15 protein-coding genes are annotated in these 14,708 nt (G+C 72.4%); 5 read left to right on the top strand and 10 right to left on the bottom strand.

Going from position 1 to position 14,708, the window contains the following annotated elements; all coding sequences use genetic code 11:
- The first annotated feature begins 86 nt into the window (after positions 1 to 86).
- Positions 87 to 917: an EI24 domain-containing protein gene (locus HFV08_RS18115; protein ID WP_168540749.1), complete on the top strand. Its 831-nt coding sequence runs from the start codon at positions 87 to 89 to the stop codon at positions 915 to 917.
- A gap of 143 nt (positions 918 to 1,060) precedes the next feature.
- On the opposite strand, the gene HFV08_RS18110 is transcribed toward HFV08_RS18115, so the two are convergent.
- The 3 genes from HFV08_RS18110 to HFV08_RS18100 form a co-directional block, all read right to left on the bottom strand.
- The gene (locus HFV08_RS18110; RefSeq protein WP_168540747.1) at positions 1,061 to 2,212 is read right to left on the bottom strand and encodes an acyltransferase family protein; all 1,152 of its coding nucleotides are present in this window, start codon (positions 2,210 to 2,212) and stop codon (positions 1,061 to 1,063) included.
- A 105-nt stretch (positions 2,213 to 2,317) separates the two neighbouring features.
- Positions 2,318 to 3,313, bottom strand: coding sequence for an aldose epimerase family protein (locus HFV08_RS18105; protein ID WP_168540745.1), 996 nt, complete (start codon positions 3,311 to 3,313; stop codon positions 2,318 to 2,320).
- A 92-nt stretch (positions 3,314 to 3,405) separates the two neighbouring features.
- A complete protein-coding gene (locus tag HFV08_RS18100) occupies positions 3,406 to 4,314 on the bottom strand; it encodes an SGNH/GDSL hydrolase family protein (RefSeq protein ID WP_168540824.1) in 909 nt (302 codons plus the stop codon).
- 403 nt (positions 4,315 to 4,717) lie between these two features.
- Here HFV08_RS18100 and HFV08_RS18095 point away from each other — a divergent pair, with 403 nt between their 5' ends.
- Positions 4,718 to 5,212, top strand: coding sequence for a DUF3145 domain-containing protein (locus HFV08_RS18095; protein ID WP_168540743.1), 495 nt, complete (start codon positions 4,718 to 4,720; stop codon positions 5,210 to 5,212).
- A gap of 91 nt (positions 5,213 to 5,303) precedes the next feature.
- Here the strand turns inward: HFV08_RS18095 and fabF are convergent, their stop codons facing one another.
- The 5 genes from fabF to HFV08_RS18070 all read right to left on the bottom strand — a co-directional run bounded on the left by fabF (position 5,304) and on the right by HFV08_RS18070 (position 10,265).
- The gene (fabF, locus tag HFV08_RS18090; RefSeq protein ID WP_168540741.1) at positions 5,304 to 6,569 is read right to left on the bottom strand and encodes a beta-ketoacyl-ACP synthase II; all 1,266 of its coding nucleotides are present in this window, start codon (positions 6,567 to 6,569) and stop codon (positions 5,304 to 5,306) included.
- A 92-nt stretch (positions 6,570 to 6,661) separates the two neighbouring features.
- Complete coding sequence (locus tag HFV08_RS18085) at positions 6,662 to 6,910, bottom strand: acyl carrier protein (protein WP_040253918.1); 249 nt, start codon at positions 6,908 to 6,910, stop codon at positions 6,662 to 6,664.
- A 75-nt stretch (positions 6,911 to 6,985) separates the two neighbouring features.
- Positions 6,986 to 8,017 (bottom strand): ketoacyl-ACP synthase III, encoded by a 1,032-nt coding sequence (locus tag HFV08_RS18080; RefSeq protein WP_168540739.1) that lies wholly within the window; start codon positions 8,015 to 8,017, stop codon positions 6,986 to 6,988.
- 17 nt (positions 8,018 to 8,034) lie between these two features.
- Positions 8,035 to 8,970: an ACP S-malonyltransferase gene (locus tag HFV08_RS18075; protein ID WP_168540737.1), complete on the bottom strand. Its 936-nt coding sequence runs from the start codon at positions 8,968 to 8,970 to the stop codon at positions 8,035 to 8,037.
- Between the two features lie 89 nt (positions 8,971 to 9,059).
- On the bottom strand, positions 9,060 to 10,265 hold the full coding sequence (locus tag HFV08_RS18070) for a PucR family transcriptional regulator (protein ID WP_168540735.1): 1,206 nt from the start codon (positions 10,263 to 10,265) through the stop codon (positions 9,060 to 9,062).
- 82 nt (positions 10,266 to 10,347) lie between these two features.
- Here HFV08_RS18070 and HFV08_RS18065 point away from each other — a divergent pair, with 82 nt between their 5' ends.
- Positions 10,348 to 11,037, top strand: coding sequence for a pirin family protein (locus HFV08_RS18065; RefSeq protein WP_168540733.1), 690 nt, complete (start codon positions 10,348 to 10,350; stop codon positions 11,035 to 11,037).
- 38 nt (positions 11,038 to 11,075) lie between these two features.
- Here HFV08_RS18065 and HFV08_RS18060 read toward each other — a convergent pair whose 3' ends face one another.
- On the bottom strand, positions 11,076 to 11,885 hold the full coding sequence (locus tag HFV08_RS18060; RefSeq protein WP_168540731.1) for a serine hydrolase domain-containing protein: 810 nt from the start codon (positions 11,883 to 11,885) through the stop codon (positions 11,076 to 11,078).
- 184 nt (positions 11,886 to 12,069) lie between these two features.
- On the opposite strand from HFV08_RS18060, the gene HFV08_RS18055 reads away from it, so the two are divergent.
- The gene (locus HFV08_RS18055; RefSeq protein WP_168540729.1) at positions 12,070 to 12,537 is read left to right on the top strand and encodes a MerR family transcriptional regulator; all 468 of its coding nucleotides are present in this window, start codon (positions 12,070 to 12,072) and stop codon (positions 12,535 to 12,537) included.
- A gap of 6 nt (positions 12,538 to 12,543) precedes the next feature.
- On the top strand, positions 12,544 to 13,554 hold the full coding sequence (locus tag HFV08_RS18050; RefSeq protein ID WP_168540727.1) for an aldo/keto reductase: 1,011 nt from the start codon (positions 12,544 to 12,546) through the stop codon (positions 13,552 to 13,554).
- A 264-nt stretch (positions 13,555 to 13,818) separates the two neighbouring features.
- Here the strand turns inward: HFV08_RS18050 and HFV08_RS18045 are convergent, their stop codons facing one another.
- Positions 13,819 to 14,700 (bottom strand): DUF4429 domain-containing protein, encoded by an 882-nt coding sequence (locus tag HFV08_RS18045; RefSeq protein WP_210430441.1) that lies wholly within the window; start codon positions 14,698 to 14,700, stop codon positions 13,819 to 13,821.
- Positions 14,701 to 14,708 lie beyond the last annotated feature (8 nt).

Here is a 14,708-nt window from a genome sequence, read left to right as displayed (position 1 = left end):
GCTCGCGGAAGGCGCCGCTTCCGGGGACACGGCCCTCGCGGGGGCACCCCCGGAAGCGGCACCGCCCCGCGGGTAAAGTGCCGGTCATGGGTGATCTCGGGGCGGGCTTCGAACAACTGGTCAAAGGGCAGCGGTGGGTCGCCGCCCACGGCCGGAGCTACGGACTCGGGCTGCTGCCCGGACTCCTCACCCTGGTCCTCTACGCGGCGGCGCTGACCTCGCTCGCCCTGTGGGGCTCCGAGCTCGTCGGCTGGGCGACACCCTTCGCCGACGACTGGTCCTCGCCCTGGCAGGGCCTGTTCCGGGGCCTGCTCACGGTGGTCCTCTTCGCCCTCGCGCTCCTGCTCTCGGTGCTCACCTTCACCGCGGTCACCCTCCTCGTCGGCCAGCCCTTCTACGAGAAGCTCTCGGAACGCGTGGACCGCAGCGTCTCCCCGGACGGCCTCGCCCCCGAGTCCGGCCTGCCCCTGCTGCGCGAGCTGTGGATCTCCGCCCGCGACAGTCTGCGGATCCTTCTGCGGGCCGGGCTCTGGGGCGTGCTCCTCTTCGCCTGCGGCTTCGTGCCGGTGGCGGGGCAGACCGTGGTCCCGGTGGTGGGAATCTTCGTCACCGGCTTCTTCCTCACCGAGGAGCTGACCGCCATCGCCCTCCAGCGGCGCGGCGTCGAACTCCGCGAACGCCTCGCCCTGCTGCGCTCCCACAAGCGCCTCGTCTGGGGCTTCGGTGCACCCCTGGCCGCCACCTTCCTGGTGCCCTTCGTCGCGGTGTTCCTGATGCCGGGCGCGGTCGCGGGGGCCACCCTGCTCGCCCGGCGGCTGCTGGGGGAGGAGTCGGGGGAGGCGGAAGCCGTCCGGGCTGGTGCCGCGGGGGCCGCGCGGGCTGAGGTGGCCGGAGGGGAGTGGAGGAGTGGTGGGTGAGCGATGGCGGGTGACATGTGACAGGTGACGGATAACGGATGACAGATATCAATATCCGTCATCCGTCATCCGTCATCCGTCATCCGTCATCTGTCACCTGTCACCCGTCACACACCCCCCACCCACCCCTCCTTCCCCCGCCCCTACTTGCCCTCCACCCGCACGAACAGCCACCCCGCCCGCGGCTCCACCAGATACCGGAAGGCCCGCCGGACCACCGGAGTGCACAGCACGGTCATCACGGCGCAGGCCAGCAGGACGACGAGGACCCGGCTCAGCGGCTGCTGCAGCCACTCGGGCTCGTACCAGTCGAACTCGCGCGAGGACTTCACCAGGAAGATGTGGAGCAGATACGCGTAGAGGGTGCCCGCGCCCAGTGCGGTGAACCAGGTCCGGCGGCGCGGCACCCAGGCGAGGAAGCAGGCGCTCATCAACAGACCGGCGCCGAAGAGCGCCACGAACATCACGACGCCCGCCCAGGTCGGCACCCCGAACTCGTCGACGGAGCGGGTGCGGCCGAACCACGCCGGGTCCATCCGCGGCACCGCCCAGTAGGCGACGACCAGCGCGCAGAGCAGTATCGGCAGCGCGGCGGCGCGTACCGCGCGGTGGCCGAGGAAGGAGAAGTGCTCGGGCCGCAGCAGCAGTCCGAGCACGAAGAACGGCAGGAACTGGAACATCCGCATGAGCGAGAAGTCCTCGCCCATCGAGGGGGTCATGCTCGCGGCGACGGCCACCACCAGGGAGACGGCCAGCGGATGCCGCAGGTTCTTCCACAGCGGGGTCGTCAGTCGCCACAGGAACAGCGCCACCAGGAACCACAGCGCGAACCCCGGCTTGTTGAAGGCGAATTCACGGTCGGGGTCGTCGGCGGCCCAGCGCATGAAGAGCGTGTAGCAGAACTGGATCATCAGATACGGCAGGGCCACCCCGGCGATCAGGCGGACCACCTGGTTGCGGGTGCCGGTGTAACTGCGGGAGAGATAGCCGGAGATGAGGATGAAGGCCGGCATGTGGAAGGCGTAGATCGCGAAGTACAGGGCCTCGGTGGAGCGGCTGCCGTGGCTGAGCGGCTCCAGGAAGTGGCCGACGCCCACACAGAGGATCGTCAGATACTTGGCGTTGTCGAGGAAGGGGTCCCGGACCGCCGGGGCGGGCCTGCCGCCGTCCTGCCGAGCGGCCGGTCCGGCGCCCGGTGCCCGCGCCCGGTCCGCCGCGGCGGGTGAGGCGCGGGCGGACGCGAAGTCCTGCGGAGCGGACGTGGCGGCGGCTCTTTCAGGTCCGGCGTGGGGCATCTGCGAAACCGTAGTGGCCGAACCTGTGAATCCGAAGTGGCGGGAATCACTCGCCGCCGCCCCCTCTGTCCCGTCCGTGCCGGGTGGACGCCCGCTGCGCGCGGCTCAGTCGAGGACGCCGAGCGCGTACACCGTCTCGGACATGTAGACCTCGTCGGGCCGCAGCACGGTGGGCGGAAAGCCGGGCCGGTTGGGGGAGTCGGGGAAGTGCTGGGTCTCCAGGGCGACGCCCTGACCGGGGCCGAAGGGCTCGCCGTCCAGGTGGTCGCCGGTGTAGACCTGCACGCCGGGCTCGGTGGTGGACAGCGTCAGCACCCGCCCGCTGCCGGGGTCGCCCAGCTCGGCGAACTCCTCCGGAAGCGGGGTGACCCCCTTGTCCAGGACGAAGTTGTGGTCGAGCCCCGAACCGAGCGGCCGGGCCCTGCGGTAGTCGAAACGGGTGTCCTCCACCAGGGCGAACTCACCCGTGGGGATGCCGTCCGGGCCCGCCGGGGTCAGCCGCGCCGCGACGATCCGCAGCCGGTGCTCGGCGGTCGAGGCGGCCCGGCCCTCCTCGACGCCGCCGAGGTTCCAGTACGTGTGGTTCGTCAGGTTGACCACGGTCGGGGCGTCGGTGACCGCCTCGTAGGCCACGTGCAGGGCGCCGTTCTCGTCCAGCGAGTAGGTCGCCGAGACCTCCAGGCGGCCGGGGAACCCCTCCTCGCCGTGCGCGCTCACCCGGGACAGGCGCAGGCCGTCGTCGACCTCCTCCGCCTCCCAGACCTTCTTGTCGAAACCGTGTGCGCCGCCGTGCAGGCTGTTCTCGCCGTCGTTGGGCGCCAGGGAGTAGCTGCGCTCGTCCAGGACGAAGCGGCCGCCCGCGATCCGGTTCGCGTACCGCCCCACCAGCGCGCCGAAGTAGGGCCCGGTGTGCGTCAGATAGCCCTTCAGATCCGGGTGGCCGAGCACCACTTCGGCGGTGCGGCCCCGCCGGTCGGGAGCCTCGGCCGACTGCACGATGCCGCCGTACGTCAGGACGCGCACCCGCACCCCCGCGGATTCGAGGGTCCAGCGGTGGACGGCCGTACCGTCGTCGAGGGTGCCGAAGTCTTCTCTGCGCATGGACCGAGGGTATGCGCCGCGCCCGGCCGCCCGGCGCAGGCCCGGCACCCGGGGCGCGGACCGTGTCGCAGGCCCGGAGCCGGAGCGCGGGATCAGGGCGCGGCCCGGACCTCGGGGTCCTTCGCGGTGATCCCGCGGTAGGCGATCTCGGCGAGCCGCGACTGGCCGTTCTTGCCGGGGTGGAACCAGTCCCAGGGGCTCAACTGGCCGGTGCCGAAGGGGTAGTCGAAGACCGCGTTCTGGTCGAAGCGGCAGCGCTTGTCCTCGGCGCACACCTCGCGCAGCGCCTTGTTGTACGCGACGACCCGGTCGAGCACGGTGGCGCGGCGCTCGGTGGCCTTCGGCGCGAGGTCGTCCGCGTCCGCCAGCATCGAGGGGCAGATGCCGAGCTTCCAGATCTGCTTGCCCAGCGGGTTGGTGCGCCCCTGCGACCAGAGCCGCTTCAGGTCGGGCACGCTGGCCACGTACACCTGGGTGCGCGGCAGGTCCTCGCGCAGCCGGTGCAGCGCGGCGGAGAACTGCGCGCGGAAGTCCTCGACCGGGGTCATCGCGGCGGTGGAGTCCCGGCAGGCGTCGTTGGCCCCGGCCATCACGGTGACGAGCTCGGGGCGGTGCGCCGCGGCGCGGTCCAGCTGGGCGGGCAGATCGGCCATCCGCGCCCCCGAACGGGCGTAGTTCCAGCTGTGCTCGGCCGCGCCGGTGCCGAGCAGGCGCACCGCGAGACTGCGCACCTCCTTGTCGCTGCCGGTCGCCCAGGAGGCCTCCGGGCAGTCGGAGAGCACGCTGCAGGCGTCGAAGCCCCGGGTGATGGAGTCCCCGACGGCGGCCATCGAACGCGGCGAGACGTCCCAGGCCGGTTCCGCCTTCGGGCCCTGGGCCGACCGGGTGGAAGAAGCGCCCGGTTCCGGTGAGCCGTCGCCGAGCAGACTGCAGCCGCCGAGCGTCACGGCGGCGAGCAGTGCGGTACCGGCAACTGCGGTGTGCCTGCGGCTGGTTCGCATAACCATCCCGGTCGGTCCGTCTCTTCCGTCCCCTGCTTGACGTGCGGGCGGCGCCAGGAGTTCCGCCGCTCGGTGAGGCCCTGCCCACCCGGGCCCCGCCCTATGCGCCGGGCACCGGCATCCTCCCGGGTGAAGGCTTTGTATCCGCGGGTAACAGGAAGGCCGCTCCGCCGTACTCCGCACAGCGCCGCACGGTAGCCTCGCCCCGTGGCGGTGCCGGGCCCCTTCCGCAGGGGGAAGGCGCCGGCGTCACCCCGGTGGCGACGAGGCCACTCGGACCGGTGACGCCACACGGCACCGGTTCCGCTAAGTTACATCACGCAAGCTATGTCCGATTTGGGGAAATCGCTCGGCAAGGTCGCGAGGCCGCACGGAGGCGAACTCGTACCGACTGGAGGTACCGGTGACGACACGGGGAGTTCTGTACGTGCACTCGGCTCCGCGCGCGCTGTGCCCGCACGTCGAATGGGCGGTCGCGAGCGTGCTCGGTACGCGGGTGAACCTCGACTGGATCCGCCAGCCCGCGGCCTCCGGCACCTGGAGAGCCGAGTTCTCCTGGCGCGGGGAGAGCGCCACCGCCTCCCGCCTCGCCTCCGCCCTGCGCGGCTGGGACCTGCTGCGCTTCGAGGTCACCGCCGAACCCGCCGAGGGCACCGAGGGCGAGCGGTACAGCGCCACCCCCGCCCTGGGCATCTTCCACGCCGTCATCGGTGTGCACGGCGACATCCTGGTCCCCGAGGACCGGCTGCGCGCCGCGCTCACCCGGGCCCAGCGCGGCGAGAGCCGGCTGGAGTCCGAGCTGTCCCGGCTCCTCGGCAAGGACTGGGACGACGAGTTGGAGCCCTTCCGGTACGCGGGCGAGGGCGCCCCGGTCCGCTGGCTGCACCAGGTCGTCTGAGCCGCCCCGCCGCAGATCCTTCCCGTTGCCGATACGCCGGTGGCCCGCCCCCGGGACGAGGGGCGGGCCACCGGCGTGGTGCGGTCCGGGACTACTGCACGGTGCGGAAGGCGAGCACCACGTTGTGGCCGCCGAAGCCGAAGGAGTCGTTGAGCGCGACGATCGGGCCCTCGGGCAGCGGGCGGGGGGAGTCGCGGACCACGTCCGCGTCGGCCTCCGGGTCGAGGTTGGTGATGTTGATGGTCGGCGGGGCCAGCCGGTTCTTCAGCGCGAGGACCGTGGCCACGGTCTCCACGCCGCCCGCGCCGCCGAGCAGATGACCCGTCATCGACTTGGTGGCGGAGACCGCCATGTGGTCGACGTCGTCGCCGAAGACCTGGCGCAGCGCCTTGATCTCCGCGACATCGCCGAGCGGGGTGGAGGTCGCGTGCGCGTTGACGTGCGCGATCTCCGCGGGTTTCAGGTCGTTGTTGTCGACCAGGTTCTGCAGGGCGTGCGCGATGCCCTTGCCGGAGGGTTCCGGCTGGGTGATGTGGTGGCTGTCCGCGGAGACGCCCTGGCCCACGGCCTCGGCGTAGATCTTCGCCCCGCGCGCCTTCGCGTGCGCCTCGGACTCCAGGACGACGACTCCGGCGCCCTCGCCCATCACGAAGCCGTTGCGGTCGGCGTCGTAGGGCCGGGAGGCGCCCTCGGGGTCGTCGTTGCTCTTGGACATCGCCATCATGTTGCCGAAGGCGACGATGGGCAGCGGGTGGATGCTCGCCTCGGTGCCCCCGGCGAGGACCACGTCGGCGCGGCCGGTGCGGATCATCTCGACCGCGTAGCCGATCGCCTCGGCGCCCGAGGCGCAGGCCGAGACCGGGGTGTGCACCCCGGCCTGGGCGTTGACCTGCAGACCGACGTTGGCGGCGGGGGAGTTGGGCATCAGCATCGGCACGGTGTGCGGGGAGACGCGGCGTACGCCCTTCTCCTTGAGCACGTCGTACTGGTCGAGCAGGGTGGTCACGCCGCCGATGCCGGAGGCGATGACCGCGCCGAGCCGCTCGGGGGCGATCTCGGCCTCCTCGCCGGCGCGGCCCGAGTACCCGGCGTCCTGCCAGGCCTCCGCGGCGGCGATCAGCGCCAGCTGCGCCGTACGGTCCAGCTTGCGGGCCTGCGGCCGGGGCAGGATCTCGGCCGGGTCGACGGCCGCCTGCGCCGCGATACGGACCGGCAGCTCCGCCGCCCACTCCTGCTGGAGCAGGCCGACGCCGCTGCGGCCGGCGACGAGTGCCTCCCAGGTGGTGGCCGCGTCGCCACCCAGCGGTGTGGTTGCGCCGATACCGGTGATGACCACGGTGCGATTGGTCGAGCTCACAGGAATTCTCTTTCTCCAGCGGTTCAGGAGGGTTTCAGGCGGCGCCACCGCCGGGTGGCGGAGCGTCCGGGCTCCGGGTGCCCGGCGGACTCTCAGCTCTGGTGCTTGAGGATGTACTCGGTCGCGTCACCGACGGTCTTGAGGTTCTTGACGTCGTCGTCGGGGATCTTCACGTCGAAACGCTCCTCGGCGGCGACGACGACCTCGACCATGGACAGCGAGTCGACGTCCAGGTCGTCGGTGAAGGACTTGTCCAGCTGGACGTCCTCGACCGGGATGCCGGCGATCTCGTTCACGATCTCGGCGAGACCGTCGACGATCTCTTTCTGAGTGGCGGCCATTGTGGCGCTCCTTCGGTGTGTATCAGAGGGTGTGGCGACTTGAAACGGAGGACATACGGAAGATCCGTACGCTGCCTACGGGAGAGTAACGACCGTGGCAGCGTAGACGAGACCCGCCCCGAAGCCGATGACGAGAGCGGTGTCGCCGCTCTTCGCCTCGCCGGTCGCCAGAAGCCGCTCCATCGCAAGCGGAATCGAAGCGGCCGACGTGTTGCCGGTGTGCTCGACGTCCCGGGCGACCGTGACGTGTTCCGGCAGTTTCAGGGTCTTCACCATCGAGTCGATGATCCGCATGTTGGCCTGGTGCGGGATGAAGACGTCCAGGTCGGCCGCGCTGATCCCGGCCGCGTCCAGCGCCTGCTGGGCGACCTTGGCCATCTCGTAAACGGCCCAGCGGAAGACCGCCTGGCCTTCCTGGGTGAGGGCGGGGAACTTCACCTCGCCCCGTGCGTTCAGGGGGATGTGGGCGACATCGCCGACGCGGTAGTCGGTCCACGGCAGGGTCTGCTTGATGGTCTCGGACTTGTCGCCCTCCGAACCCCAGACGCTGGGGCCGATGTGCGGCTCGGTGGCCGGGCCCACCACGACCGCGCCCGCGCCGTCGCCGAACAGGAAGGCGGTGGAGCGGTCGTCCAGGTCGGTGAGGTCGGAGAGCCGCTCCACGCCGATGACCAGGACGTACTCGGCGGAGCCCTCGACGATCATGCCCTTGGCGAGGGTGAGTCCGTAGCCGAAGCCCGCGCAGCCCGCGGAGATGTCGAAGGCGGCGGCCTTGCGGGTGCCCACCTTGTCGGCGATCTCGGTGGCCACCGCGGGGGTCTGCGCGAAGTGCGAGACGGTCGAGACGACCACCGCGCCGACCTGCTCCGGCGAGATCCCGGCGTCGGCGATCGCCTTGCCGGCCGCCTCGACGGACATCGCCGAGACGGTCTCCTCGTCGTTCGCCCAGTGCCGGGTCGCGATGCCGGAACGCGAGCGGATCCACTCGTCGGAGGAGTCGATCCGCTCCAGGATGACCTCGTTGGGCACGACACGGGTGGGGCGGTAGCCGCCCACGCCCATGATGCGGGCGTACGGAGCGCCCTTGGCGGCGCGGATCTTCGCCATGCTCTCGTGGCTCCTTGTCACGCCTGCGCCGGTCCGGCGGAGGCTGCCGACTGCGCGATCAGCTCACGCGCGGCGTCCAGGTCCTTCGGGGTCTTCAGCGCCAGGGTCCGCACGCCGGGCAGGGCGCGCTTGGCGATGCCGGTGAGGGTGCCGCCGGGACACACCTCGATGAACGTGGTGACGCCCTGCTCCTTGAAGTTCTCCAGGCACAGATCCCAGCGGACCGGGTTCGCGATCTGCCCCACCAGGCGCGTCATGATCTCGGCCCCCGTGGAGACGGTCCGACCGTCCCGGTTGGAGACATAGGTGAACTCCGGGTCGCGCACGGTCAGCTCCCGCACGCTCTCCTGGAGGACCTCCACCGCAGGGGCCATGTGGCGGGTGTGGAAGGCGCCCGCGACCTTCAGCGCCACCACCCGGCGCACGCCCTCGGGCTTCTCCGCGGCCAGTGCGGCGAGCTGCTCCGCGGTGCCCGCGGCGACCAGCTGCCCGGCGCCGTTGACGTTCGCGGCGGTCAGGCCGAGCTTCTCCAGGTGCGGCAGGACGATCTCGGGGTCGCCGCCGAGGAGCGCGGCCATGCCGGTCTCGGTCACGGCGGCCGCCTCGGCCATCGCCAGGCCCCGGGCCCGTACGAACTTCAGCGCGGCGACCTCGTCCAGGACGCCCGCGTAGGCGGCGGCGGTGATCTCGCCGACGCTGTGGCCCGCGACGGCGCCGGGCGCGACCTCGCCGAGGGCGGCGGCGGACAGCAGTCCGGCGGCCACGAGCAGCGGCTGTGCCACGGCGGTGTCACGGATGGCGTCGGCGTCGGCCTCGGTCCCGTAGTGGGCGAGGTCGAGGCCGATGGCGTCCGACCACGCGGCGACGCGGTCGGCGGCGCCGGGCAGTTCGAGCCAGGGGGTCAGGAAGCCGGGGGCCTGGGCACCCTGGCCGGGAGCGACGAGTACGAGCACACTCACACTCTCTCGTGAGGACGGCCCCGCCCGCCCGTGGGGACAGGGACGAAGAACCGTGGGGGTAATTGTGGGTATCCGACAAGAGGCTAGGTCTGGGTCTCCCTGTCGGCCAGACGTCCGAGGATGAGGGCGATCCGCAGGGTGAAGGCGGAGCGTACATCGGAAGGTGACCATCCGGTGACGTCAGTCACACGTCGGAGCCGGTAGCGCACGGTGTTGGGGTGAACGAAGAGCATCCGGGCGGCGCCTTCGAGGCTGCTGGCCTGCTCCAGATAGACGCTCAGCGTCTCCAGGAGGGCCGAGCCCGCCTCCTCCAGCGGTCTGTAGATCTCCTCCACCAGCTGCTCGCGCGCCGCGGGGTCGGCGGCGATCGCGCGCTCGGGCAGGAGATCGTCCGCGAGCACCGGGCGGGGCGCGTCCTGCCAGGCCGAGCAGGCCTTCAGGCCCGCCGCGGCGGCCCCCGCGGAACGGGTCGCGGCCAGCAGGTCGGGCACCACGGGACCGGCCACCACCGGGCCCGCCGCGTACGGCCCGATCAGCGACTTCGCCACCTGGAGCGGGTTGTTGCTGCCGCCCGCGATCACCACCAGGCGGGTGCCGAGCACCCCGGTGAGGACCTGGAGCTTCGCGTGCCGCGCCGCGCGCCGGATCGCCTCCACGGTGAGCTCGCTGTCCCCGTCGGGCGCGGTGCCGAGGACCACGCAGACGTGCTCGGGGGAGTTCCAGCCGAGCGCGGCGGCCCGGGAGATGGCGCCCTCGTCGGCCTCGCCGGAGAGCACCGCGTTGACCACGAGGGATTCGAGTCGCGCGTCCCAGGCGCCGCGGGCCTCCGCGGCCTGGGCGTAGACCTGCGCGGTGGCGAAGGCGATCTCGCGGGCGTAGACGAGGAGCGCCTCGCGCAGCATCGACTCGTCGCCGGGCGCCGCGACCTGCTCGATCGCGGACTCCATGACCTCGATGGTGGTGCGCACCATCTCCACGGTCTGGCGCAGGGTGATGGCCCGGGTCAGCTCGCGGGGCGCGGTGCCGAAGACATCGGTGGAGATGGCCTGGGGCGCGTCCGGGTGCCGGAACCACTCGGTGAAGGCCGCGATACCGGCCTGCGCGACGAGCCCGATCCAGGACCTGTTCTCCGGCGGCATCGCCCGGTACCAGGGCAGGGTCTCGTCCATCCGCGCGATGGCCTGGGCGGCCAGTGAGCCGGAGGACTTCTCCAGACGCTTGAGGGTCGCGGGGTGCGGATGGCCCTTCGCGGCGGCGGGTGAGGGGGAGCTCTCTTCGGGTTCTGGCACGGGACAAGACTGCCTCATCGGGGCAAGCGGGTGCGGCGCCGGGGTGAGGGCCCCCGCCGCGAAAGGCCCTACCGTGGAGGCTGTGACGGACCTACGGCGCTCCGGTGAGCGCTATCCAGGCGGCGACCCGGGCCGGGGCATCAGCACCTGGCACGCCTTCAGCTTCGGGCCCCACTACGACCCGGACAACCTGCGCTTCGGCGCGGTCCTCGCCTGCAACGAGGAGCGCCTGGCCCCCGGCGCCGGCTTCGACGAGCACCCGCACAGCCACACCGAGATCGTCACCTGGGTCGTCGAGGGCGAGCTGACCCACCGCGACTCCACCGGCCACGAGACCCTGGTCCGCCCCGGCGATGTGCAGCACCTCAGCGCGGGCGGCGGAGTGCGCCATGTCGAACGCAACGACGGCGAGGGCCCCTTGGTCTTCGTCCAGATGTGGCTGGCCCCGCGCGAGCCCGGCGGCGAACCGTCCTACACGATCGTGCGGGGCATAGCCGACTCCACGCCCTACGCCCTGCCCGCCGCCGGTGCCCTGCTGCACACCCGCAGGCTCGCGGCCGGTGAGCGGACCGCGGTCCCGGACGCCGACTTCCTCTATCTGCACGTGGTGCGCGGGGCCGTCACCCTCGACGGCGCGCACCCGGCGCAGCTCGGCCCGGGCGACGCGGCGCGGATCACCGGCGCGAAGGACCGCCTGCTCACCGCGGGGCGGGCGGCCGAGGTGCTGCTGTGGGAGATGGCGGCGGGCTGGGCGCCACCGGCGGCGGGCTGAGCGCCGTGGCGCGGACCCGCCTTCCGGCGGGCGCCGCCTCAGAGTTCGGCGAGCACCGCGTCCGTGAACGGCGTCCAGGCCTCGACGGCCCACGGCCCGAAGTCCCGGTCCGTCAGCACCACGCAGGCGGCCCCCGCGTCCGGGTCCACCCACAGGAAGGTCCCGGACTGGCCGAAGTGGCCGAAGGTCCGCGGCGAGGACGAACGCCCGGTCCAGTGCGGGGACTTGGCGCCCCGGATCTCGAAGCCGAGCCCCCAGTCGTTCGGGCTCTGGTGGCCGTATCCGGGGAGCACGCCCTTGGTGCCCGGGTACTGCACGGTCATCGCCTCGGCCAGGGTGCGTATGTCGAGCAGCCGGGGCGCCTGCAGCTCGGCGGCGAAGCGGGTCAGGTCGGCCAGGGTCGAGACGCCGTCCTTGGCGGGCGAGCCGTCGAGCGAGGTGGCGCCCATGCCGAGCGGTTCCAGCACGGCCTGGCGCAGATACTCCGTGAAGTCGATGCCGGAGGCCTTCGCGAGATGCTCGCCGAGCACCTCGAAGCCCGCGTTGGAGTAGATCCGCCGCTCGCCGGGGGCCGCCTGGACGCGGTGCTCGTCGAAGGCGAGCCCGCTGGTGTGCGCGAGCAGATGCCGTACGGTCGCGCCCTCGGGCCCGGCGGGCTCGTCGAGTTCGAGCGCGCCCTCCTCCAGGGCGACCAGGACGGCGTACGCGGCCAGCGGTTTGGTCACCGAGGCCAGCGCGAACCGGGTGTCCGCGGGCCCGCGGACACCCGCCACGCTCCCGTCCGCGCGGACGACCGCGGCGGCGGCGGTCGGTACGGGCCAGTTCTCGGTCAGGGCCAGGCTCTCCATGGCGGCGAGCCTATCGGGCGGCCCGGACAGTGCGGCAGCCAGGCGCGGGGCGGGCCGGACCCCGGCGCGCACCCGGCCGCGGGGCAGCCGGAGCGGCTTCGGCCGGGCCCTTGGCGCGACGTCCCGGCCGCGCCCGCCGGCCGGTGCTTGCTTGGAGCGCACTCCAAGGTTCTAGCGTGGAGGCATGACGGTGACCGAGACCACGGCCGCGACCCAGGCCCGGGCGGAACAGCTCTGCTCTCCCCGGCCGCCGGTCCATCCGCGCCCCGAGGGGCAGGACCACTACACGATCAGCGAGGTCGTCGCCCTCACCGGACTGACCGCGCACACCCTGCGCTGGTACGAGCGCATCGGGCTCATGCCGCACGTGGACCGCTCCCACACCGGGCAGCGCCGCTACCGCAACCGTGACCTCGACTGGCTCGACCTGGTCGGCAAGCTCCGTCTGACGGGCATGCCGGTCGCCGGGATGGTGCGCTACGCCGAACTCGTACGGGAGGGCGAGAGCACCTACGCGGAGCGGTCCGCGCTCCTGGAGGAGACCCGCCGTGACGTACTGGCCCGGATCGCCGAGCTCCAGGACACGCTCGCCGTCCTCGACCACAAGATCAGCATCTACGCTGACGCGCCCCGCGCGTCGGAGAGGCACTGACACCACATGACCCGCATCGCCACCGCACAGCTCGGGACCAGCGGACCCGAGGTCGGCATCCAGGGCCTCGGCTGCATGGGCATGAGCTGGGCCTACGGGCCCACCGACGCCGACGAGGCGCGCGCCACCCTGGAGCGCGCACTCGAACTCGGCGTCACCCTGTTCGACACCGCCGACGTCTACGGCTCGGGGGAGAACGAGAAGTTCCTCGCCCCCTTCCTCGCCGCCCACCGCGAGGAGGTCGTCCTCGCCACCAAGTACTCCCTGACCATCGACCCCCAGGACCCCTCCCGGCGCACCATCCGCAACGACCCCGCCTACATCCGCCAGTCCATCGAGGGGAGCCTCGGCCGCCTCGGCGTCGAGGCCGTCGACCTCTACTACATGCACCGGCGGGATGTGAACGTGCCGATCGAGGAGTCGGTCGGCGCGATGGCCGAACTGGTCCGCGAGGGCAAGGTCAAGCACCTGGGACTCAGCGAGGTGACCGCCGGGGAGCTGCGCGCCGCGCAGGAAGTGCACCCCATCGCGGCCGTGCAGTCCGAGTGGTCCCTGTTCAGCCGGGACATCGAGCGCGCGGTGGTCCCGGCCGCCGCCGAGCTGGGCGTGGCCCTGGTGCCGTACTCGCCGCTCGGCCGGGGCTTCCTCACCGGCTCCTTCGTCAACGCCGAGAAGGACCTGAGCCAGGACGACTTCCGGCGCACCCAGCCCCGCTTCACCGGGGACAACGCGGCCGCGAACGCCGCCCTGCTCGCCCCGCTGCACGAGATCGCCAAGGCCCGCTCGGCGAGCGCCGGGCAGATCGCGCTGGCCTGGGTGCAGCAGCGGGCCCAGGTGCACGGGCTGACCGTGGTGCCGATCCCCGGCACCCGCAAGCGCAGCCGCGTGGAGGAGAACACCGAGGCCACCCGCCTCGTCCTGACCGCGGAGGAACTGGCCGCCCTGGAGCCCCTCGCGGGCGAGGTGGCGGGCGAGCGCTACGCGGACATGTCCTTCACCTCGGCGGGACGGGACTGAGCCGCTTCCACCGAGCGGGACCCGGCCGCCCGGTAAGGCGGCACCCGCTCACCGCACCACCACCGGCTCCGGGCCGGGGCGGCGCTCAGGCGCCCTCCCGGCCCGCGGGCTTTTCGGCATCCATGGGCTTTCGGCATCCGTGAGGCCAGGGCACGTGTGAGGCGACGGCATCCGTGAGGTCACGGCACTCGGGCGATCACGGCACTCGCGGCCTTCCGGCACCCGTGAGGCCACGGCTCCCGCGCGATCACGGCACCGTCGGGCTCACAGCTCCGCGAGCAGTTCCGCCTTCTTCGAGCTGAACTCGCGGTCGGTCACCAGGCCGGCCTGGTGCAGCTCGCCCAGGTGGCGGATGCGGTCGGCGATGTCCGCCGGGTCGCTGCGGGCGCCGGTGCGGGCGGGCTCGGGGACCTTGCGGGTCTTCAGGGCGCCGTTGGAGGAACGTATCGCCGAGAGGACCGCGGCGGCGAAGGGCAGCGATTCGTGCACGGGTCCGTAGCCGAGGCCGAAGACCACGGCCGCCGGGTCCTGGTCGGGCTGCGCGGGCTGGTCGGACTGGCACTCGTCCTCGCGGCGCCGCAGCCGCAGATGGCCCTCGAAGACCTCGGGGGAGCGCCATTCGACGCCGGTGAGCTCGTCGACCGGGTAGCTCTGGTCCCCGGCCTTCCACTTGGCCGAGGAGGCGCCGGTCCAGAACCAGCGGAAGGAGACCGCGCCGCCGTCGAAGACCGCCCTGCCGTCGTAGGCCTTGAACTGCCGGGGCGGCTCGGGCGGCGCCACCAGGTGCCGGTCCGACTCCTCGGCGGCGTCCTCGACCAGGCGGCCGCGCAGTTCGTCGGCGTAGTACTCGGCGAGCGTCTCCTGCTGCGCGGGCAGCACCAGGCGGTAGGGGTCGCAGCCCTCCTTGAGCTGCCCGGCGGCCGCCTCCATCAGCGGGTCGGCACCGGGTCTCGGCACGGCGTGCAGGACGACCGAACCGCGTCGCCCGGGAGTCAGTGTCACCGCCGCTATCGCCTCCAGGGGGATGCGGCGTTCGCCGAGCGCCTGGAAGAGCTTCGGCGTGCGGATCCCCCGTTCGAAGCGGATGAGCACGGAGTCCGGTTCGAACTCCCAGGCGGCATGAAGTCCAGCCAGTACGTCACCCATGCGGGTCA

Origin of the sequence: Streptomyces physcomitrii (assembly GCF_012273655.1) — a bacterium.
GTDB lineage: Bacteria > Actinomycetota > Actinomycetes > Streptomycetales > Streptomycetaceae > Streptomyces > Streptomyces physcomitrii.
This window is presented reverse-complemented; position numbering and strand designations above follow the sequence as displayed.

Coding starts and splice junctions, on each gene's coding strand:
- HFV08_RS18115 (WP_168540749.1), top strand. CDS start 87: ATGGGTGATCTCGGGGCGGGCTTCGAACAACTGGTCAAAGGGCAGCGG.
- HFV08_RS18110 (WP_168540747.1), bottom strand. CDS start 2,212: ATGCCCCACGCCGGACCTGAAAGAGCCGCCGCCACGTCCGCTCCGCAG.
- HFV08_RS18105 (WP_168540745.1), bottom strand. CDS start 3,313: ATGCGCAGAGAAGACTTCGGCACCCTCGACGACGGTACGGCCGTCCAC.
- HFV08_RS18100 (WP_168540824.1), bottom strand. CDS start 4,314: ATGCGAACCAGCCGCAGGCACACCGCAGTTGCCGGTACCGCACTGCTC.
- HFV08_RS18085 (WP_040253918.1), bottom strand. CDS start 6,910: ATGGCCGCCACTCAGAAAGAGATCGTCGACGGTCTCGCCGAGATCGTG.
- HFV08_RS18080 (WP_168540739.1), bottom strand. CDS start 8,017: ATGGCGAAGATCCGCGCCGCCAAGGGCGCTCCGTACGCCCGCATCATG.
- HFV08_RS18060 (WP_168540731.1), bottom strand. CDS start 11,885: ATGGAGAGCCTGGCCCTGACCGAGAACTGGCCCGTACCGACCGCCGCC.
- HFV08_RS18055 (WP_168540729.1), top strand. CDS start 12,070: ATGACGGTGACCGAGACCACGGCCGCGACCCAGGCCCGGGCGGAACAG.
- HFV08_RS18050 (WP_168540727.1), top strand. CDS start 12,544: ATGACCCGCATCGCCACCGCACAGCTCGGGACCAGCGGACCCGAGGTC.
- HFV08_RS18045 (WP_210430441.1), bottom strand. CDS start 14,700: ATGGGTGACGTACTGGCTGGACTTCATGCCGCCTGGGAGTTCGAACCG.